The sequence below is a fragment of the Azoarcus sp. DN11 genome, assembly GCF_003628555.1.
GTDB lineage: Bacteria > Pseudomonadota > Gammaproteobacteria > Burkholderiales > Rhodocyclaceae > Aromatoleum.
Genome location: NZ_CP021731.1, coordinates 2,887,088 through 2,907,067, shown reverse-complemented (window position 1 = coordinate 2,907,067; position 19,980 = coordinate 2,887,088). Strand labels below are relative to the sequence as shown.

21 protein-coding genes are annotated in these 19,980 nt (G+C 64.9%); 6 read left to right on the top strand and 15 right to left on the bottom strand.

Going from position 1 to position 19,980, the window contains the following annotated elements; genetic code table 11:
- The first annotated feature begins 207 nt into the window (after window positions 1–207).
- Window positions 208–771, top strand: a complete 564-nt coding sequence (greB, locus tag CDA09_RS13360) for a transcription elongation factor GreB (protein ID WP_121430868.1) — start codon at window positions 208–210, stop codon at window positions 769–771.
- A 77-nt stretch (window positions 772–848) separates the two neighbouring features.
- A complete protein-coding gene (gene htpG, locus CDA09_RS13355; protein ID WP_121429157.1) occupies window positions 849–2,777 on the top strand; it encodes a molecular chaperone HtpG in 1,929 nt (642 codons plus the stop codon).
- A 60-nt stretch (window positions 2,778–2,837) separates the two neighbouring features.
- On the opposite strand, the gene CDA09_RS13350 is transcribed toward htpG, so the two are convergent.
- Complete coding sequence (locus CDA09_RS13350) at window positions 2,838–4,346, bottom strand: chloride channel protein (protein WP_121429156.1); 1,509 nt, start codon at window positions 4,344–4,346, stop codon at window positions 2,838–2,840.
- 54 nt (window positions 4,347–4,400) lie between these two features.
- On the opposite strand from CDA09_RS13350, the gene CDA09_RS13345 reads away from it, so the two are divergent.
- Window positions 4,401–4,898 (top strand): MarR family winged helix-turn-helix transcriptional regulator, encoded by a 498-nt coding sequence (locus tag CDA09_RS13345; RefSeq protein WP_286164127.1) that lies wholly within the window; start codon window positions 4,401–4,403, stop codon window positions 4,896–4,898.
- A gap of 30 nt (window positions 4,899–4,928) precedes the next feature.
- On the opposite strand, the gene CDA09_RS13340 is transcribed toward CDA09_RS13345, so the two are convergent.
- The 14 genes from CDA09_RS13340 to CDA09_RS13275 all read right to left on the bottom strand — a co-directional run bounded on the left by CDA09_RS13340 (window position 4,929) and on the right by CDA09_RS13275 (window position 17,247).
- Entirely contained in the window at window positions 4,929–6,107 is a 1,179-nt protein-coding gene (locus CDA09_RS13340; protein WP_121429155.1) for a vWA domain-containing protein, read from the bottom strand.
- A 48-nt stretch (window positions 6,108–6,155) separates the two neighbouring features.
- Window positions 6,156–6,998, bottom strand: coding sequence for an AAA family ATPase (locus CDA09_RS13335; protein WP_121429154.1), 843 nt, complete (start codon window positions 6,996–6,998; stop codon window positions 6,156–6,158).
- 89 nt (window positions 6,999–7,087) lie between these two features.
- The gene (locus CDA09_RS13330; RefSeq protein WP_121429153.1) at window positions 7,088–7,513 is read right to left on the bottom strand and encodes a DUF1841 family protein; all 426 of its coding nucleotides are present in this window, start codon (window positions 7,511–7,513) and stop codon (window positions 7,088–7,090) included.
- Window positions 7,514–7,534: 21 nt separating this feature from the next.
- Window positions 7,535–8,167, bottom strand: a complete 633-nt coding sequence (gene nth, locus CDA09_RS13325) for an endonuclease III (RefSeq protein WP_121429152.1) — start codon at window positions 8,165–8,167, stop codon at window positions 7,535–7,537.
- Between the two features lie 14 nt (window positions 8,168–8,181).
- Entirely contained in the window at window positions 8,182–8,886 is a 705-nt protein-coding gene (locus CDA09_RS13320; RefSeq protein ID WP_121429151.1) for an electron transport complex subunit E, read from the bottom strand.
- 13 nt (window positions 8,887–8,899) lie between these two features.
- On the bottom strand, window positions 8,900–9,562 hold the full coding sequence (locus tag CDA09_RS13315) for an RnfABCDGE type electron transport complex subunit G (protein WP_121429150.1): 663 nt from the start codon (window positions 9,560–9,562) through the stop codon (window positions 8,900–8,902).
- Window positions 9,559–10,566, bottom strand: coding sequence for an RnfABCDGE type electron transport complex subunit D (locus tag CDA09_RS13310; protein ID WP_121429149.1), 1,008 nt, complete (start codon window positions 10,564–10,566; stop codon window positions 9,559–9,561). Before CDA09_RS13310 ends, CDA09_RS13315 begins: the two co-directional genes overlap by 4 nt.
- 1 nt (window position 10,567) lies before the next feature.
- Window positions 10,568–12,235, bottom strand: coding sequence for an electron transport complex subunit RsxC (gene rsxC / locus CDA09_RS13305; protein ID WP_121429148.1), 1,668 nt, complete (start codon window positions 12,233–12,235; stop codon window positions 10,568–10,570).
- Window positions 12,232–12,783 carry an electron transport complex subunit RsxB gene (rsxB, locus tag CDA09_RS13300; RefSeq protein ID WP_121429147.1) on the bottom strand — a complete coding sequence of 184 codons (552 nt, stop codon included), beginning with the start codon at window positions 12,781–12,783 and terminating at the stop codon, window positions 12,232–12,234. Before rsxB ends, rsxC begins: the two co-directional genes overlap by 4 nt.
- A gap of 86 nt (window positions 12,784–12,869) precedes the next feature.
- On the bottom strand, window positions 12,870–13,454 hold the full coding sequence (gene rsxA, locus CDA09_RS13295; protein ID WP_121429146.1) for an electron transport complex subunit RsxA: 585 nt from the start codon (window positions 13,452–13,454) through the stop codon (window positions 12,870–12,872).
- A 102-nt stretch (window positions 13,455–13,556) separates the two neighbouring features.
- On the bottom strand, window positions 13,557–14,585 hold the full coding sequence (locus tag CDA09_RS13290) for a quinone-dependent dihydroorotate dehydrogenase (RefSeq protein WP_121429145.1): 1,029 nt from the start codon (window positions 14,583–14,585) through the stop codon (window positions 13,557–13,559).
- Window positions 14,586–14,673: 88 nt separating this feature from the next.
- Window positions 14,674–15,414, bottom strand: a complete 741-nt coding sequence (locus CDA09_RS13285; RefSeq protein ID WP_121429144.1) for an arginyltransferase — start codon at window positions 15,412–15,414, stop codon at window positions 14,674–14,676.
- A gap of 16 nt (window positions 15,415–15,430) precedes the next feature.
- The gene (aat, locus tag CDA09_RS13280; RefSeq protein WP_121429143.1) at window positions 15,431–16,132 is read right to left on the bottom strand and encodes a leucyl/phenylalanyl-tRNA--protein transferase; all 702 of its coding nucleotides are present in this window, start codon (window positions 16,130–16,132) and stop codon (window positions 15,431–15,433) included.
- Window positions 16,129–17,247, bottom strand: a complete 1,119-nt coding sequence (locus CDA09_RS13275) for an ABC transporter ATP-binding protein (RefSeq protein WP_121429142.1) — start codon at window positions 17,245–17,247, stop codon at window positions 16,129–16,131. Before CDA09_RS13275 ends, aat begins: the two co-directional genes overlap by 4 nt.
- 122 nt (window positions 17,248–17,369) lie before the next feature.
- Between CDA09_RS13275 and CDA09_RS13270 the strand changes: the two genes are divergently transcribed.
- The 3 genes from CDA09_RS13270 (at window position 17,370) to CDA09_RS13260 (ending at window position 19,924) form a co-directional block, all read left to right on the top strand.
- Window positions 17,370–19,052 (top strand): ABC transporter permease, encoded by a 1,683-nt coding sequence (locus CDA09_RS13270; RefSeq protein ID WP_121429141.1) that lies wholly within the window; start codon window positions 17,370–17,372, stop codon window positions 19,050–19,052.
- Window positions 19,053–19,137: 85 nt separating this feature from the next.
- Window positions 19,138–19,410 (top strand): response regulator, encoded by a 273-nt coding sequence (locus CDA09_RS13265; RefSeq protein WP_286164121.1) that lies wholly within the window; start codon window positions 19,138–19,140, stop codon window positions 19,408–19,410.
- Window positions 19,411–19,519: 109 nt separating this feature from the next.
- Window positions 19,520–19,924: a hypothetical protein gene (locus CDA09_RS13260; RefSeq protein ID WP_121429140.1), complete on the top strand. Its 405-nt coding sequence runs from the start codon at window positions 19,520–19,522 to the stop codon at window positions 19,922–19,924.
- Window positions 19,925–19,980 lie beyond the last annotated feature (56 nt).

Here is a 19,980-nt window from a genome sequence, read left to right as displayed (position 1 = left end):
CGATAGCTGCTCGCGGTTGCAAAATGTTTGTCAAAACCCTGCAGTCTAACGGATCCGCGTGATGCGTGCAGCCATGCCGGGACACCACGGCTGTTGGCGCACGGTGCGCCGCCGCGGCACTTGTCCGCTATCATGAAGCGCCGACGCCGCAGCCTTCAATGCGGTTTCACTCGGTAACAGAACGCCCGCAACAGGATGGACCCCAAGGTGAGCAAGGCATTCACGAAGGAAGGCGAAGGCCAGGACGAAGACGACGACGTCCCCGCGTCGGTACGCCTGCCGCCCGGCAGCAAGAATTACATGACGCGTCGTGGTTACGACGCGCTGCGGGTCGAGCTCGACCTGCTGGTGCGTGTGGAGCGCCCCAAGCTGGTCGAGACGGTAGCCTGGGCGGCGTCGAACGGCGACCGCTCCGAGAACGGCGACTACATCTACGGCAAGAAGCGCCTGCGCGAGATCGACCGCCGCATCCGCTTCCTGATCAAGCGCATCGAGTCGGCGGAGGTCGTCGATCCCGAGCGCCAGCAGGGCATGGAACAGGTGTTCTTCGGCGCTACCGTCACGGTGCTCGACGTCGAGGACGAGAGCGGCGAAGGCGAACAGACCTGGCAGATCGTCGGCGTCGACGAGGCGGACGCGACCTCGGGCCGCATCAGCTGGATCTCGCCGCTTGCGCGCGCACTGATGAAGGCGCGCGAGGGCGACATCGTGCGCTTCCAGAGCCCGGCGGGTCCGCGCGAGATCGAGGTCGTCGAAATCCGTTACGAGTGATCCGTCCGGCGGCACTTGAAATTCCCGGAACACACCCCACATGTGGACGCGTTCCTGTGTAAACGGAGTTTCCATCGATGACCACCGCCGCCGGCGCCCAGACCCTCAATTTCCAGGCCGAGGTGAAGCAGCTGCTTCACCTGATGATCCATTCGTTGTACTCCAACCGCGAGATCTTCCTGCGGGAGCTGATCTCGAACGCGTCGGACGCCTGCGACAAGCTGCGCTTCGAGGCGCTCGACCAGCCGGCGCTCTTCGAAGGCGAGGGCGAGCTCGCGATCCGCATCTCGTTCGACAAGGACGCGAAGACCGTCACCGTCGCCGACAACGGCATCGGCATGAGCCGCGACGAAGCGATCGCCCACCTCGGCACCATCGCCAAGTCCGGCACCAAGGAATTCTTCTCGCAGCTCACCGGCGACCAGAAGAAGGACGCCCACCTGATCGGCCAGTTCGGCGTCGGCTTCTACTCGGCCTTCATCGTCGCCGACAAGGTCACCGTCGTCACGCGCCGCGCGGGCCTTCCTGCCGGTGAGGGGGTGAAGTGGGAATGCTCGATGGTCGGCGACGCCGCCGGCGAATACACCGTCGAAGCGGTCGACAAGCCCGGCCGCGGCACCGAGATCACGCTGCACCTGCGCGACGACCAGGACGATCTGCTTTCCGGCTGGAAGCTGCGCAGCCTGATCCGCAAGTACTCCGACCACATCGTCCAGCCCATCCTGATGAAGAAGGAAGAGTGGGACCAGGAGAAAAACGAGCAGGTCACGAGGGACGAGGACGAGACCGTCAACCAGGCCAACGCGCTGTGGACGCGCGCGAAGAGCGACATCACCGAGGACGAGTACAAGGCCTTCTACAAGCACGTCGGCCACGACTTCGACGAGCCGCTCGCGTGGAGCCACGCCCGCGTCGAAGGCCGCCACGAATACACCCAGCTCCTCTACGTCCCGTCGCACGCCCCGTTCGACATGTGGGACCGCAATGCGCGCCACGGCATCAAGCTGTACGTGAAGCGCGTGTTCATCATGGACGACGCTGAGAAGCTGATGCCGATGTACCTGCGCTTCGTGCGCGGCGTCGTCGATTCCGCCGACCTGCCGCTCAACGTCTCGCGCGAGATCCTGCAGGAAAGCAAGGACATCGACACGATCCGCGCCGGCTGCACGAAGAAGGTGCTGGGCCTGCTCGAAGACATAGCCACCAGCGAAGACGCCGCCGAGAAGGAGAAGTACGCGACCTTCTGGAACGAATTCGGCAAGGTGCTGAAGGAAGGCGTCGGCGAGGACTTCGCCAACAAGGACAAGATCGCCGGCCTCTTGCGCTTCGCCTCGACCCAAGCCGACACGCCGGACGAGACCGTGTCGCTCGCCGACTACATCGGCCGCATGAAGGAAGGCCAGGACAAGATCTACTACGTCACCGCCGAGACCTTCAACGCCGCCAGGAACAGTCCGCACCTCGAGATCTTCCGCAAGAAGGGCATCGAAGTGCTGCTGCTCTCCGACCGGGTCGACGAGTGGGTGATCGGCAACCTGACGGAATTCGACGGCAAGCCGCTCGTCTCGGTCGCGAAGGGCGGCCTGGACCTGGGCAGCCTCGAAGACGAAGCCGAGAAGAAGGAAGCCGAGAAGGCCGCCGACGAGTACAAGGACCTGCTCGAGAAGATGAAGGCGAGCCTCGGCGAGCGCGTCAAGGACGTGCGCGTCACGCATCGCCTGACCGACTCGCCCGCCTGCCTGGTCGCCGACGAACACGACATGGGGATGAACCTTTCCCGCATCCTGAAGGCCGCGGGCCAGCAGGCGCCGGTGTCGAAGCCGATCCTCGAGGTGAACCCGCAGCACCCGGCGGTGATGCGCCTGAAGTACGAGGAAAAGCAGTTCGACGACTGGGCCGCGGTGCTCTTCGACCAGGCGCTGCTCGCCGAAGGCGGCACGCTCGACGACCCGGCCACTTTCGTCAAGCGCATCAACCAGCTGATGATGGCGATGAGCGGCAACTGATCCGCGTCCGCCGCCTCGACGGCACCGCTGAAGCCGCCCGCCTTGCGGGCGGTTTTTCGTTTACGCGGCGCCCGGCTTCGCGGAGGCCGCGGAGGCGACCTGTGCCTGGGCGCGGTCCAGGGCGGGTACCGCAAGGGCGTCGTAAAGGGCGCGCGGCGACACCGACCTGGAAAAGCCGTAAGCGGTCACGGAGGCGGCCATCAGCGGGATCAGCATCTGGTGATTGGCGGTCATCTCCATGACGATCACGAAGGACGTGATCGGGGCAAGCGTCATCCCTGAAAGGAAGGCGACCATCCCCAGGATCACCAGCGCGGGTTCGGCATTCCCGGGACTCAGGCCGACGAGGGCGGAACCCAGCCCCGCGCCGACCGCCAGCGCGGGGGCGAAGAGACCGCCGGGAATCCGGCTGACGAAGGCGAGCCAGATCACCAGCATTTTCGCCGCGAAGAAGTAGACCGGCAAAGGGGCGATGCCTTCCAGGGCCGCCTTCGACTCGGCGTAGCCGGTCGCGTAGGTGGCGCCTCCCGTCGCGAGTCCGACCAGGGCGGTCGCGAGTCCGCAGCCGCCCGCGAAAGCGATCGGGCGCGCTGCGACGAACTCGCCGACGCGGCCCGGCAGGCCGCGTGCCGATGCGACGAGCAGCCGGCTGAACGTGCCGCCCAGGAGGCCCCCGGCGGTACCGCATAGCAGGACCGGCCAGATGCCGAGCGGCCAATCGAGCGAGGCATGCGTGCTGCCAAAGTAAGTGTAGTTGCCGAGGATGCCGAGCGACATCAGGCCCGCGAAGATCACTGCCGTCAGCGTCGTGCCGTTCGCGCGGAAAGCGTGATCGCGGCACATCTCCTCGATCGCGAACATTATTCCGCCCACGGGTGTGTTGAATGCAGCAGCAATGCCTGCTCCGCTGCCGGCGACGATCAGGTTGCGGCTGGATGCGATGCGGCCGAAACGCCGCCCGGCCAGCGCATGCATCACCGATGCGCCGATCTGGACGGACGGCCCCTCGCGGCCGATGGATGCCCCGCAGAGCAGGCCGCCCAGAGTCAGGAACACCTTGGCCACGGCGATCTTCAGCGACAGCAGCCGGCCACGCACTGCGGGATCGGGGCTGAGCGAAGCGGCAATCGTCTGCGGGATGCCGCTGCCCTGGGTCGCGGGAACGAAACTGCCGGAGAGCCACGCCATCGCGGCAAATCCGGCCGGGGCGACCAGGAGCGACAGCCACGGCGAGGTCGCAATGAGCCGGGCGTGCAGGCCGATTGCACGTTCCGATCCCATTGCGAAGACGATGGCGATGAGCCCGGCGAGCAGCGCTGCGCCGACGAGGAGCGCGCGTCTGCGCCAATGGCCCACCGATATGAGCGGGTTGGTGTAGCGGCGGCCGGTACGCGCGATCTGACGGAAGGTGAGAGAGGCGCGTTTCTCGTCCGTCTGCAGCTTGGGGGGCGACACGATGCTCCGTTGCGATCGAAGTCCGGAAGGTCCGGATTGGTTGGGGATGAGCGGTGTCTCCGCTACGATATCCGTAAAAGACGGTACCCGGACATGAAGCGTCCGGTATAACATTTGTGAAAATATTTTCCGGGGTTTCCCGGCATTGAGCAAAGGGGAGCTTCAAGCGTGATCAAGCCCACCGACCGCAACCAGCAGGCGCAGGTGTCGCCACTGTCCGTGTTGCAGCGCTTCCGGGTACTCATCCGCACGGCGCAGCGCCACTCCCAGTGGATCGAGAAGCAAAGCGGCGTGACCGGCGCCCAGCTCTGGGCCCTGCAGGAACTTCTCGAGGAACCGGGCCTGCGCGTCGGAGAGCTGGCCAAGCGGATGGCGCTGCACCAGTCGACCGCCTCCAACATGATCGACAAGCTCGAAACGAACGGGCTCGTCGTGAAGGCGCGAACGAGTGCCGATCAGCGGGTCGTGCGTCTGTCGCTGACGCCGGCCGGGCGCCAGTTGCTCGCGCGCGCGCCGTCGCCTGCGCGCGGCGTGCTGCCCGAAGCCCTGCGCCTGCTCGACGAAGAGGCGCAGGCACGCCTGCAGCAAGAACTCGATGGGCTGCTGCATCAGATCAAGGATCTCGACGAGGGCTTCGGCATGCAGCCCTTGCCGTTTGCGGAGTAAGGACGGCGCCGCGGGGCGCACGTCCGGTGTTCAGGTCTTCTTCGACAACTGTCGCATCGCCCGCTCGAGCCCTTCCAGCGTCATCGGATACATGCGCTGCCCCATGATGCCGCTGATGATCTCGATGGACTGACGGTAAGGCCACAGCCGCTCGGGTTCGGGATTGAGCCAGGCAGCGGCGGGCCAGGCGTCCAGCAGGCGCCGCAGCCAGGTCGCTCCCGCTTCCGCGTTCATGTGCTCGATTGAGCCGTGCTGGTGCAGGATCTCGTACGGGCTCATCGTCGCGTCCCCGACGAAGATCAGCTTGTAGTCCGGTCCGTACTTGTGGATCAGGTCATGCACCGGGAGTGTTTCCGCATGCCTGCGGCGGCTGTCCCGCCACACGCCCTCGTATACGCAGTTGTGGAAGTAGAAGTGCTCCAGGTGCTTGAACTCGGCGCGGCAGGCCGAGAACAGCTCCTCGCACGCCTTCACGTGATCGTCCATCGAGCCGCCGACATCGAGGAAAAGCAGCACCTTCACCGCGTTGTGACGCTCGGGGCGCATCATCAGGTCCAGCCAGCCGGCGTTGCGCGCGGTCGCCGCGATCGTGCCATCGAGGTCGAGCTCGTCCGCCGCGCCTTCGCGCGCAAAGCGCCGCAGTCGCCGCAGGGCGACCTTGATGTTGCGCGTACCGAGTTCTATGGAGTCATCGAGGTTGCGGTATTCGCGCTTTTCCCAGACCTTGATCGCGGTGCGATTGCCTGCCGATTCCCCGCCGACGCGAATGCCCTCGGGGTGGTAGCCGCCGTTGCCGAACGGCGACTTGCCGCCGGTCCCGATCCACTTCGATCCGCCCTGGTGGCGTTCCTTCTGCTCCTCGAGGCGCTTGCGGAACTCCTCCATCAGCTTGTCCCAGCCGAGCTTCTCGAGTTGTGCCTTTTCCTCGGGCGACAGATGTTTCTTCATCATCGCCCGCAGCCACTCCTCCGGCAGTTCCTTGTCCAGGCCGGGAATCTCGCTCACGCCCTTGAAGTACGCAGCGAACGCCTGATCGAAGCGGTCGTAGCGCGACTCGTCCTTTACCAGACAGGTGCGCGCGTAGAAGTAAAACTCGTCGATCGCGTGCCCGCACACGCCGTCGCGCAGCCCCTCCAGCAAGGTCAGGAATTCGCGCGTCGAGACAGGCAGCTTGCTCGCCTTCAGATGCAGGAAAAAATCGATGAGCATGTAATTCGCCCTAGGCGTGACCTCACGGCTTCCGAACGCGTCCGCTCGTCAGCGATTGTGCCGGGCCATGAAGACCAGCCGTTCGAACAGGTGCAGGTCCTGCTCGTTCTTGAGCAGCGCGCCGGCAAGCGGCGGCACGACGGCGCGCTGATCCTGGCTCCGCAGCGCCTCGGGCGGAATGTCCTCGGCCACGAGCAGCTTGAGCCAGTCGATGAGTTCGGAGGTCGAGGGCTTCTTCTTCAGGCCGGGAACGTCGCGCAGGCCGAAGAACACTTCCAGCGCCTCGCGCAGCAGATCCTTCTTGAGGTCGGGGAAGTGGACATCCACGATCTGCTGCATCGTGTCGCGGTCGGGAAAGCGGATGTAGTGGAAGAAGCAGCGGCGCAGGAAGGCGTCCGGCAACTCCTTCTCGTTGTTCGACGTGATGAAGACGATCGGCCGGTGGCGCGCCTGGATCGTCTTGCGCGTCTCGTACACGTGGAACTCCATGCGGTCGAGTTCGCGCAGGAGGTCGTTGGGGAATTCGATGTCCGCCTTGTCGATCTCGTCGATCAGCACGACGCACGGGGTGTCGGACTCGAAGGCCTGCCACAGCACGCCCTTGACGATGTAGTTGGCGATATCCTTGACGCGGTCGTCGCCCAGTTGCGAGTCGCGCAGGCGCGAAACCGCATCGTATTCGTAAAGCCCCTGCTGGGCCTTGGTCGTGGACTTGATGTGCCACTGCAGCAGCGGCAGCCCGAGCGATTCGGCCACCTCTTCGGCGAGCATCGTCTTGCCGGTGCCGGGTTCTCCCTTGATCAGCAGCGGCCGCTGGAGCTTGATCGCCGCATTCACCGCGAGCATCAGGTCGGGGGTGGCAACGTAGTCGCGTGATCCTTCAAAGCGCATCGGAGAAATCCTTTCATTGGCGAACCCCGATTATAGGGTGTCCAACCGAAGACACGAGCGTTGACGCTCGCAACGCAGCCTGTTCCTCGTCAACCGGCCCGACGCAGGACGCAGCTGACGTACGCCGCACCGTCGGGCGGGGTGTTGTTCCGCTGAGAGTCGAACATCGTTTCGCCAAGGCACTCGAGCACGTCGTGCAACGCGTCGTGACGGTCGCCGCGCCGGACCTGGCACGCCTCGAATGCGGCGCGCAGGCCGGGGGGCTGGTCGATCGACAACTGCTCCTCGATCGCCAGATGCAGCGAAAGGTGCAGGAAGGGATTGAGCTGTCCGCCTTCGGGCGAGAACTCCTTGTCGACCGCTTCGGGGTCCTCGAGCAGGGCGTGGTATTCGGGATGCAGGAGGATCAAGTCGTTCGCCATGTGCTCGAGCGGCGTCTGGACTTCCTTTGCACGGTACTTTCGCCAGCTCTCGATGAAGAAGGAACGGACCTGATCGCGGGATGGATTGAACATTTCGTCTCGATAAGTGATGGATCAAGCGGTCTTGTCGCGGTACGCGCACAAGTCCCGCACCAGGCACCCGGCGCATTTCGGCTTGCGCGCGGTGCAGACATAGCGGCCGTGCAGGATCAGCCAATGGTGCGCATCGCGCAGGTAATCCTTGGGCACGCGGCGCATCAGGGCATTCTCCACGGCGAGGACATCCTTGCCGGGTGCGAGGCCGGTACGATTGGCCAGGCGGAAGATGTGCGTATCGACGGCCATCACCGGCTCGCCGAAGACCGTATTCAATACCACATTCGCCGTCTTTCGTCCTACGCCGGGGAGCGCCTCCAGCGCCACGCGGTCGCGCGGCACCTCGCCGCCGTGACGCTCGAGCAGCAAGTGCGACAGCGCGACCACATTCCTGGCCTTGTTCCGGTACAGGCCGATCGTGCGGATGTGTGCGGCCACCCCTTCCTCGCCCAGGGTGATCATCGCCTCGGGGGTCGGTGCCGCCTCGAACAGCCCGCGCGTGGCAAGGTTGACGCTCTTGTCGGTCGCCTGCGCCGACAGGACGACCGCAACGAGCAACTGGAACGGCGAACCGTATTCGAGTTCGGTCGTCGGATGCGGATTCGCGGCGGCAAGGCGGCGAAAGAACTCGCGGACGGATTCCCGATTCATGCCTGGCATGCGGGTCAGGCCGCCGACGCCGGCTGGTCGGTCGCCGGGGTGGGGACCGTCGGGTGCGGGGCCGCCGTCTTGTGCCTTGCCGCACGGCTGCGGATCAGGTTCGAAAGTGCGATCAGGCAGCCGAGCGTGAAGAACGCTCCGGGCGGAAGAATGGCGATCAGGAAACCGGGATAGTCGGGGCCGAACAGCGAGATCGCCGAAAGCCCCGGGAACACCATCTCGATGCCGGAAAACAGGGTCCCGTTGCCGACGAGTTCGCGCAATCCGCCCAGGACGGCAAGAAGGCAGACGAGGCCCAGGCCCATCATCACGCCGTCCACGGTCGACGACACCGGATCGTTCTTGGCGGCATAGGCTTCCACGCGGGCGAGGACGATGCAGTTCGTCACGATCAGCGGGATGAAGATGCCCAGCACGAGGTAGAGGTCGTGGAAATAGGCATTGAACGAGAGGTCGACGACCGTGGTGAGCGCCGCGATGATCAGGATGAAGACCGGAATGCGGATCTCGTAGGGGATGAAATTGCGCAGGGAGGCGACGGCGAAGTTAGAGACGGCCATCACGACAACGGTCGCGAGGCCCAGGCTCGCTGCATTGACGACACTGGTGCTCACCGCGAGGATGGGGCACAGGCCGAGCAGTTGAACGAGCCCGGTGTTCTGGCGCCAGAGGCCGTTCCAGGCCGATTCGCGAAAGCTTTGCAGGTTCATGGCCATGTTCCGGTCAGAGTCGCCCGCCCGCGTGGGCGGCGAACAGCGCATCGCGGTGACGAATCGCGTAGTCCGCAGCGCGTGCCGCGGCATTGGTCACCGCGCGTGCGCTGATGGTCGCACCAGTGCGGGAGGCGAACACCCCGCCGTCGCGCCCGACTTTCCACTTGTCGAGGCCGATGTCGGCGAAGGAGACGCCCGCAAACTGCCCGATCCAGGGCTGCGACTTGTTGCGATCCTTCCGCGGATCGATGTAGTCGCCCAGGCCGGGGGTTTCCCTGTGCCCGGTGACGCGCACCCCATTCACCCGCCCGTCGGCGCCGACCGCGACCGCCATCTGGATCCGGCCGGCGTAGCCGTCCGGCGCGATGACCTCCAGCACCAGGGCCGCCGGCTCGCCGGCCTTGCGCGCGCGGTAGATGCGCCCGCCTTCATCGAGCCCGAGTTCCGGGGTCGGGCCGAGCGTGACGAAGTCGTCCAGAAGGGCGTTGTCGTAGCTGACGCGCGGCAGCACCTCGTTGATCAGGCGCATCTTCCCTTCCTGCGCCGAGGCTTCGATCGTCGGGCGGGTCACTTCAAAGGTGGCCGACATCAACGCGGTAAAGACCACCGTGAACATCACCAGAATGCCTGCGGTGCGCAGCGAGGTCCGCGCAGCGGTGTCGCGGGCGCTCATCGTGTCTTGTCTCCGCGGTAGCCGAAGACGCGTGGCTGGGTGTTCATGTCGATCAGCGGCACGCAGATGTTCATCAGCAGGACGGCAAAGGCGATGCCTTCCGGGAAGGCGCCGAAGACGCGGATGACGTAGGCGACGAGGGCGACACCGGCCGCAAAGATCAGCTTGCCGCGCGGCGTGGTCGCACCGGAGACCGGATCGGTGACGATGAAGAACGCCCCGAGCATGGCACCGCCACTGGCCAGGTGGAACAGCGGCGAGGTGAACTGCCCCGGGTTTGCGAGCCAGAACGCGCCGGAGATCATCGCCAGCGCAACGAGAAAGGCGGCGGGCATGTGCCAGGTGATGACCCGGCGGGCGAGCAGGTAGGCGCCACCCGCCGCATAGGCCGGCGCCAGCCATTCCCAACCGCGCCCGCCGACCAGGCCGAAGCTGCCCTGGGCCATGACTGTTTCCACGGTCGCGCCCGCCGCCCGCAAGCCCGTCTTGACCGTATCGAGCGCGGTGGCCCCGGTAATCCCGTCGAGTTCCCGCACGCCCCCCAGCACCAGCCCCAGCTGCGTCTGGAAGTCCAGCTGGCCGGCGGGCGGCCATTGCGACATCAGGGCGGGGAAGGCGACGATCATCGCGCAGTAGGCCACCATCGCGGGATTGAACGGATTCTGTCCGAGGCCGCCATAAAGGTGCTTGACCGCGACGATGGCGATCAGCACGCCCAGCACCGTCGCCCACCAGGGAAGAATCGGGGGGAAGCACAGGACGACCAGCCAGGCGGTGACCACCGCCGAAAGATCGGACAGCGCCGGCGCGATCGGCCGAGCGCGCAGCTTGAGCACGAACGCTTCGCCCGCCATGGCCGTCGCCGTGGCGATCGCGAGATTCACCAACACCACCGCGGCAATCTGCCACGCGTAGACGACAAGCGCCGGAATCAACGCAACGAGGACGGCCAGCATCACCCCCTGAACACTGGCCGGCTTGCGGATATACGGGGAATTCAGCATGTCAGGGCGTCTTGTCGGCGTCTTGGGTGGTGAGCTTTTCGCGCCGCGCGTCGATTGCGGCAATCTCGGCCTGAGTTTCGGCACTCAGTCTGTCGGTGTTCTTCGGCGTCACGGCCGCTTTCTGCTGCTTCGCGCGTGCGAGCGCGGCGGCAACCAGCGCCTTCTTCAGGTCCTCCGGCGATGCCGCAGGTTCGGGGGCGGCGGCGGTTTCGGGTGCGGTGGCGGCTTCGGGGCGCTTGGCGCGTGTCTCGGCCACCTTGGCGGCCAGCTTCGCCGCTTTTTCCGCCTTCTCCCGCTCCTGGCGGAAATTGCGGAACTCGAAGCGCGTGCGTGCCTGCTCCGACGCCGTCCGTTCGTGCTCACGGGCCTGGATTTCGCCCTTCGAGAACCTGAAGTAGTCGACCAGCGGGATATGCGAAGGGCACACGTAGGCGCAACAGCCGCATTCGATGCAGTCGAAGAGGTGATACTCCCGGGCCTTGCCGAAGTTTTTCGCGCGCGAGAACCAGTACAGCTCGAAAGGCTGCAGGTCGGCCGGGCAGGCGCGGGCGCATTCGCCGCAGCGGATGCAGGGCTGTTCGGGCGGAGGCGGGGGGAACAGCGCGGGCGACGCGGCAATGATGCAGTTCGTGGTCGCGGTGACGGGGACACCGAGGCTCTGCAATTCGATTCCCATCATCGGCCCGCCCATGATGTAGCGATCGGTGTCCGCCTTGGGGCCGACCAGTGCGAGCAGCTCCGCGACCTGCGTGCCGAGCAGGATTTCGTAGTTTCCGGGGCGCGCAACGTTGCCCGTCAGCGTGACGATGCGCGAAAGCAGCGGTTCGCCGAATTGGATGGCACGATGAACGGCCTCTGCCGTGCCGACGTTGAAGCACTGGACGCCGAAATCCGTGCCGAACTTGCCCTGGGGAATTTCGATTCCGGTAAGAACCCGGATCAGCTGCCTCTCGCCGCCGGCAGGGTAGAGGGCCGGTACCGCGACGACCGCGACGTCATCGCCGACGCCGCTTGCCGCAGCCCGCATGCGCTCGATCGCATCGGGCTTGTTGTCCTCGATGCCGACCAGCACCCGGCGGGCACCTATCAGCTCGCGCAGGATCATGGCCCCCGAAAGCACGTCCGCCGCACGCTCGCGCATCAGGCGGTCGTCGCAGGTGATCCACGGTTCGCACTCGGCCCCGTTGATCACCAGCGTGTCGATGCCCGTCCCGCTCCCGAGCTTGACGTGAGTCGGGAAACCCGCACCGCCCAAGCCGAGAATGCCGCAGCTCCTGAGCCAGCCGAGCGCTTCCTCACGCGACACCTTGCGGTAATCGAACGGCGCACGATCGATCCAGCGCTCCTCGCCATCGGGCGCGATGACGACCGACAAGGTTTCGAGTCCCGACGCGTGCGCCATCGGGTACGGCGCAATCTCGACCACGGTGCCGGAGGTGGATGCATGGACGCCGGTTCCGAGCGCCCCTTCGCCCTGGCCGATCTGCTCGCCTTTCAGCACCTTCTGCCCGGGCTCGACGAGGCATCGCGCGGTCGATCGGAGGCTCTGGCGCAGGGGGATCACCAGCCGCTTCGGCAGCGGCGCCTTTTCAATGGGCGTGCCGGAGGACTCGCTCTTGTGCGGCTCCGGCTTGACCCCGCCGCGGAAATTGAACAGGCGGGAAATCATGCCGCGGACCTCAGTTCATGCACCGGATATTTCCATTTCCACGTTTCCACGGTTTCCGCGACCAGCGTCATGGAAATGCAATCGACGGGGCAGGGCGCGACACACAGTTCGCAGCCCGTACACAGGGGCGCGACCACGGTGTGCATCTGTTTTGCCGCTCCGACGATGGCGTCCACCGGGCAGGCCTGAACGCACAGCGTGCAGCCGATGCACGCCTGTTCGTCGATGCGCGCGACCGACTTCGGCTTCTCCGTTCCGTGTTCTTCCGAGAGCGGCTTCACCTCGCGTCCGAGCAGGTCGGCGAGCTTGCGGATGCCTTCCGCGCCTCCGGGAGGGCACTGGTTGATATCCGCTTCCCCGTTCGAAATGGCTTGCGCGTAGGGCTTGCAGCCCGGGTAGCCGCATTGGCCGCACTGCGTCTGGGGAAGGATCGCGTCGATTTTTTCGACCAGCGGATCGCCTTCGACCTTGAACCGGATCGAGGCGTAGCCCAGTGCCGCTCCGAGCACGATGGCTATCCCAGTCATGATGAGGATGGAGGTCAGCATGGGGGCAGGGGCAGGGCGGCGGCGGAGTGCCCGCCGCGGGGTGCATGCGCAATTTCAGACATGAAATGATTTCTCGCCGGGGAGCCCTAGTGAAAGCGATCCAGTCCGGCGAATCCCATGAAGGCCAGGCTCATGAATCCAGCCGTGATCATCGCGATTGCCGTACCGCGGAACGGGGCCGGCACGTCCGCGCCGTCGAGGCGTTCGCGAATGCCCGCAAACAGCACGAGGGCCATTGTAAAACCAATCGATGATCCGAAGCCGAACAGAAGGGACTCCAGCAGGTTGTGCTTGAGTGCGACATTCAGCAGCGGGATGCCCAGCACTGCGCAGTTCGTCGTGATGAGCGGAAGATAGATGCCGAGGACCTGATGCAGAATCGGGCTGGTCTTCTGTATGACCAGTTCCGTGAGCTGCACGATCGCCGCAATCACGACGATGAACGCGAGCGTGCGCATGAACGCGAGATCGAACGGCTGCAGCAGGTAGTGGTCGATCAGGTAGCTCGTGCCGCTGGCGAGCGTCAGCACGAAGGTCGTTGCCGCGCCCATCCCGATCGCCGTCTCGAGCTTTTTGGACACCCCCATGAAGGGGCACAGGCCGAGAATGCGCACGAAGACGACGTTGTTCACCAGAACAGCGCCGATGACGATGAAGATGTAGCTGGTCATGATCCCGGATCGCCTGATAACCGCGAAATTATCGCCCGCCCTTATGCCCTGCTCAACCCTGGAGCGCTCACAGGCATTTGTCCCGGGAACAAGCGGGCCGCTTCAGCGAGCGACGACAAAGCCATCGGAAGCAGTCGCGCGCACGCACTCTTCCACAAGACCCGGTCCGCGGTAGATCAGCCCGCTATACACCTGCACGAGCTTTGCGCCGGCTTCGAGTTTCGCCCGTGCGCTGCGTCCGTCGAGCACTCCTCCCGCCGCAATGATCGGGACTTCTCCGGCAAGCGCCTGCGCAAGCAGCGAGACGACCATGGTCGAGCTTTCGAACACCGGAACGCCGGACAGGCCGCCTTGTTGCTCGGCGTAGCGAATTCCCTGCACCTTCTCGCGCGAGATCGTCGTGTTCGTCGCGATGACCCCGTCGATGCGATGGCGCCGCAGGGCGTCGGCGATGTTGACCACCTGGGCCGGCTCGAGATCGGGGGCGATCTTCAGCGTCAGCGGAACGTAGCGGCCGTGCTTGTCCGCCAGTTGCGCTTGCCGCCCCTTGAGTCGCCGGAGCAGATCGTCGAGTTCGGATTCGCCCTGCAGCTGGCGGAGGTTCTTCGTGTTGGGCGAGGAAATGTTGACCGTGAGGTAGCTTGCCAGCGCGTACACCTTGTCGAGGCAGGCGAGGTAATCGTCGGCGGCATTTTCGATCGGCGTGTCGAAATTCTTGCCGATGTTGATCCCGAGAATGCCCTTGAACCGGGCGGCATTGACGTTTGCCACCAGTGCGTCGACGCCGTGGTTGTTGAAGCCCATGCGGTTGATGATCCCGCGCACCTCGGGCAGCCGGAACAGGCGTGGCCGCGGATTTCCCGGCTGGGGCCGCGGGGTGACGGTGCCGATCTCGAGGAAGCCGAAGCCGAACCGGGCCAGGCCGTCGATGGCTTCACCATTCTTGTCGAGGCCGGCCGCAAGTCCGATGCGGTTGGGGAACTCCAGTCCCATGACCTCGACCGGATCTGCCGGCAGCGGCTTTCCGGTTGGCAGCAGGCGGCCGGCGAGGTTGAGTGCGGCGAGGGAGAATTCGTGGGCGGTTTCCGCGTCGAGCGAAAACAGGATGGGGCGCGCGATGTCGTATAGCATCCGCGGATTCTACCGTTTCGTGCGGGACCTCGCCCCGCGGATTTCCGAACGATGCGCCCCTCGCGGGCCGTCCGGCGCCAAGCGCGGCCTATTCCGATTCCGCGTCGGCCAAGGGGTCCAGGGTTCGCCACTCACCCCGGATTCGCCCCTCGAGCGGGCGGAAGCGGGTCTTGTAGTTCATCTTCCGGCTCTCCTTGATCCAGTACCCGAGATACACGTACGGCAGGTGCAGGCGGCGGCACACCTCGATCTGCCACAGAACCCCGTAAGTGCCATAGCTGGCCTTCGGCGTGTCCGGATCGAAGAAGGTGTAGACGCTGGACAAGCCGTCGCTGAGGCGGTCGATGACGCTCACCATGCGCAGGACCCCCCGCTCACGGAATTCGACGAGGCGGGTGTCCACCTGGCTCTGCAGCAGGAAGTGGGTGTACTGCTCGCGATTGTCCTGATCCATCCCCCCGCCTGCATGGCGCGAGCCCTGGTAGCGCTGGTAAAGGGTGTAGTGCTCTTCCGAAAAAGCGAGATCCCTTTCGCTCGCCTCGAGGGATCGGTGCCGCGCCCAACTGCGCTGCTGGCTGCGGTCCGCGACGAACGCCTCGACCGGAACGCGGACGGGAACGCAGGCGCGGCAATGATCGCAATACGGGCGGTAGGTGAACATGCCGCTGCGGCGAAAACCGTTGCGGACCAGCTCGCTGTACACCGCCGCATCGATGAGATGGCCCGGCGTCGCGACCTGCGAGCGGGCGACCCGCTCGGGCAGGTACGAACACGCATACGGCGCGGTCGCGTAGAACTGGATGAGTGCGTAGGGGTAATCTTTCTGCATCTCGGCGAATGTGCGCTCAGAACAATCCTCGGCTCGCATCTTCGGACCACCGCCCCGGGCCATCCCCCTCCCGCGTCCATGTCGCCAGACCGGCGCGGAACTCGGCACGCGGGATCTCGAAGGCGCCAAGCGAAAGCAGGTGCCGCGTGGTCATCTGGCAATCGATCACGGCAAAGTCCCTTGACTCGAGGTAGCGAGCCAGATGAGCAAGGGCGACCTTCGAAGCATCGGTACGGCGGCTGAACATCGATTCGCCAAAGAATGCCCTTCCCACCGCGATGCCGTAAAGCCCGCCTGCGAGCCCCTCCTCATCCCACGCTTCGACACTGTGGGCATATCCGAGTTCGTGCATGCGGCGGTAGGCGACCTGCATTTCGGCCGTGATCCAGGTGCTCCCGCCCGGTTCGCGCGGCTGGGCGCATGCTTCGACGACCGCCGGGAAGGCAGTATCGAAGCGGATCTCGAACCGGGGTTGGCGCAAGGTGCGGCGCAAGGAGCGCGAGATTTTCATCCGGGCCGGGGCCAGCACCAGACGCGGGTCGGGACTCCACCAGAGAATCGGTTCCCCCGCGCTGTACCACGGAAAAATTCCCTGCTGGTACGCCGCCAGAAGCCATTCCGGCGTGAGCGCGCCACCGGCGGCAAGCAGGCCGGGCGGTTCGTCGAGCGCGCTCTCGACGGGGGGGAAATGCGGTGCGCCCGTCAGCCAGGGAATCATCTGTGCACGGCAACCGATCCTTGAACGGGCAGGGTGCGTACCGCATCGTCGGAGCCGTCGTGGAAGGTCACCACGTGATCCGCATCCAGGCGGATGCCGATCCTTTCCCCGATGGCGTGATTGTGATGGCTGGGCACGAGCGACAATACCTTCGCCCCGCTCTTCAGCCTGAGCGTGTACAGGATGTCGGCGCCGCGGAATGCCTTGTGGATCACCTCCGCCTTCATCGTGCTCGAGTCGTCATGCACGATGTCGTCGGGCCGCAGAAGGACCGACACCATGCAGTTTCGGCCACAGTTTTCGCAACCGATGCCGCATTCGACCGGGATTGCACTATTGAGCGTACCGAGTTCGACCCGCACCTGGTGATCGTTGAGGACGACTCCCTGAAGGAAGACCCCCTGTCCGATGAAATCGGCGACGAAGCGGTTGCCCGGGCGGTGATACAGGTTGTAGGGCGTGTCCCACTGCTGGATGCGGCCCTCGTTCATGATCCCGATCTCGTCCGCGACCGCGAAGGCCTCGTTCTGGTCGTGCGTCACCAGGATCGCGGTCGTGTTCGTCGCCTTGATGATGTCACGCACCTCGTAGGACAGGCGCTCCCGCAACTCCACGTCCAGATTCGAGAAAGGTTCGTCCAGCAGGAGCAGGCTGGGGCGCGGGGCGAGCGCGCGCGCGAGTGCGACCCGCTGTTGCTGGCCGCCTGACATCTCGTGCGGATACTTGTGACCCTGATCGGCAAGCCCCACGACACGCAGCAGTTCGCCGATGCGTTCGCGGCGTTGCTGCGGTTCCACTCGGCGCAGCCCGAAGCCGATGTTGTCCGCGACCGAAAGGTGAGGGAAGAGCGCGTAGTCCTGGAACACCATGCCGATGCGCCGCTGCTCGGGGGGTAGATGCTCGTCGCACCCGCTCACCAATTGCCCGTCGAGACGAATCTCCCCCGCCAATACCGGCTCGAACCCGGCAATACAGCGCAACACCGTCGTCTTGCCGCAGCCGGACGGCCCCAGCAGGCAGCCGATGCTGCCCGTTTCCAGGCGGAGCGAAAATTTGCGGACGACTTGATGGCCGCCATACGCCAGATCGATGCCGGCGAGCTCGAGATGGGACATTAAGAATCCGATACGGCGTTCGTGTTGTGCGATGCCATTATTGCATCTAAATGCGATGAATTATAATTCTCGACTGCCTGCTGCGCGGGATGGACTCCGCAGCGTGATGCCTCGGGAGCGAGATGAAATTCAAGGAAGGGCTGGGAAGGTTGCACAAGCGCTGGTCGTCGCTGACGGCCGGTTCGCTGCTGATCTCCGTGCTGATCGCAATACCCGTGATCTCCGTATTCTCCAACGTCTTTGCCGGAGGAACGTCGGGCACCTGGAGCCACCTTTCCGCCACCGTCCTGCCCGAATTTCTCCGAAACACCCTGATTCTCTGCATCGGTGTCGGTCTCGGCGTGTCCAGCATCGGCGTGACGACTGCCTGGCTGACGACGATGACGGACTTTCCCGGACGCCGCTTCTTCCAGTGGGCGCTCGTCCTGCCGCTCGCGGTTCCCGCCTACGTGATGGCATATGTTTACACCGACTTCCTCCAGTTCGTCGGGCCGCTCCAGAGCTGGCTTCGCGCAGTGTCCGGATGGAAGGCGGGTGACTACTGGTTTCCCGACGTCCGCACGGCAGGAGGGGCGGTGGCGATGTTCATGTTCGTCCTCTATCCGTACGTCTACCTCCTGGCCCGAACGGCCTTCCTGGAGCGCGCGTCCGGCATGCTCGAGGCCGGGCGCTCGCTGGGACTTGGTCCGTGGGGCAGTTTCTTCCGCGTTTCGCTGCCTCTCGCGCGACCCGCCGTGGTTGCCGGGTCGGCATTGGCGTTGATGGAAACGCTCGCGGATTTCGGAACCGTCTCGTATTTCGGTGTGCAGACCTTCACGACCGGAATCTACCGCGCGTGGTTCTCGCTCGGGGACCGCGTTGCCGCGGCGCAACTCTCGGCTGCGCTGCTCGCGTTTGTCGTCGTGGTCCTGGTCCTCGAGCATGCCAGCCGCGGGCGGGCGCGCTTCAACAACACCTCGCGCCAGCAGACGGCGCCGACCCCCGTCAAGTTGTCACGCGCCCTCGGCCTTCTGGCCACGCTGCTGTGTTTCCTGCCGCTTCTCCTCGGTTTCCTGCTGCCTGCGGCCCTGCTTCTGCGCATGGCGCTCGTCGAGGGCGATGCGCAGTTCGGCGCCCGCTTCGTGCAACTGGCGCGCAACAGCTTCGTGCTCGCCTCGGTCACCGCACTGCTCGCGGTATTGCTCGCAATCGTCCTCGGCTACGCGGCCCGGCTCGCGCGCTCGCGTCTGCCGCGAGCCCTGAATCGCACCGTCGGGCTGGGTTACGCAGTACCCGGTTCCGTCATCGCCGTCGGAGTGCTGATTCCCGTGACACGGCTCGACCATGTGATTGCAGGCTGGTGGCAGGAGATGGGCGGCGTGAATCCGGGGCTCGTGCTGACCGGAGGAATCGCGGCGCTGGTGTATGCTTACCTGAGTCGCTTTCTTTCGGTGGCGCTCCATACCGTCGAAAGCAGTCTGGGCAAGATCACGTCGAGCATGGACGACGCATCCCGTAGCCTCGGGGCCGGAAAGTGGGCTACGCTACGGCGTGTCCACGTGCCGATCCTGCGCGGAAGCCTGTTGACCGCAGGCCTGCTGGTTTTTGTGGATGTCATGAAGGAGCTGCCGGCGACTTTGGTGATGCGGCCCTTCAATTTCGATACCTTGGCAACTCAGGCGCATATTCTCGCGTCGGACGAGCGATTGGCCGAGGCATCGACGGCGGCCGTGACGATCGTGGCGGTCGGCCTGCTGCCGATGTTCATCATCTCGCGGCAGATCGTGCGCGGGAGCCGCCGTACGGTCGAAGAGACAGAAGTCTAGAGCACGGATCGAACCGGATTCACGTCTACGGAATTTTGGGATGACAATCAAGATATTGCTGCGGTGCGACGACCTGATGAGTCGCATGCGCCTCGAATCCGCCTGGAAGGCGGCGGGTGCCACCATGTTGAAGAAGCAGAGCACGGAGACTCCGGACTGTATCGTCGTGGATCTCGGCATGCGCAGTGCCTGCACCCAGATCGAACAGCTGCGGGAAACCTTTCCACAGGTCGACATCGTCGTTTTCGGCCCCCATTTCGACCCGGATGCATTTCAGGCGGCAAAGCAGGCTGGCGCGACGGAGGTGGCCGCCAAGGGATCGATCGTCGAACGCGTCTCCCGCCGCTTCCCCAAATGAGGCCGTCGGCTCGAACGCCACGCACCGCACCCTCGCCATATGTGACCAAACTGCGCTTTTTTGAGAAAGAACAAGAGCGGCGACGCCCGAACGATGGGATAATTCACCGATGAATGCACCGCAATCGACTTCTCCACGTCGTCGCCTGCAAGAACTGCTGGCCATTCCCGACAATCAGCGCACCGACGCCGAATGGGACGAACTGAATGAACTCGAAATCAGTCTCGCGCCCGGAAACCGCGAAGGTGCCCCCGACCCGAACCTGAGGCGCCCGACTCCTTCCACGGGACTGGTCGGACCCAAGCCGCCCCGCGGCCCGAGGTTGGGAGGGCGGCAACAACAGAAGGGCGGCGGACAAGGCAAGCCGCCGGCTCAGGCAAAACCTGCAGGACAACCCAAGAATGTGGCTGCGGCCGCGGCGTCGGGCGACGATGCGCCCGCCAAGAAACCCGCGCGCAAGTTCCGCAAACGTTCTCCCAAGCCGAATTCTGCGCCGCCTGCGCAGACGGAATAGGCAACCCGCCGGGGACTGCCGGCCCCGAGATTCAGGCTGCAAACACAAACGCCTTC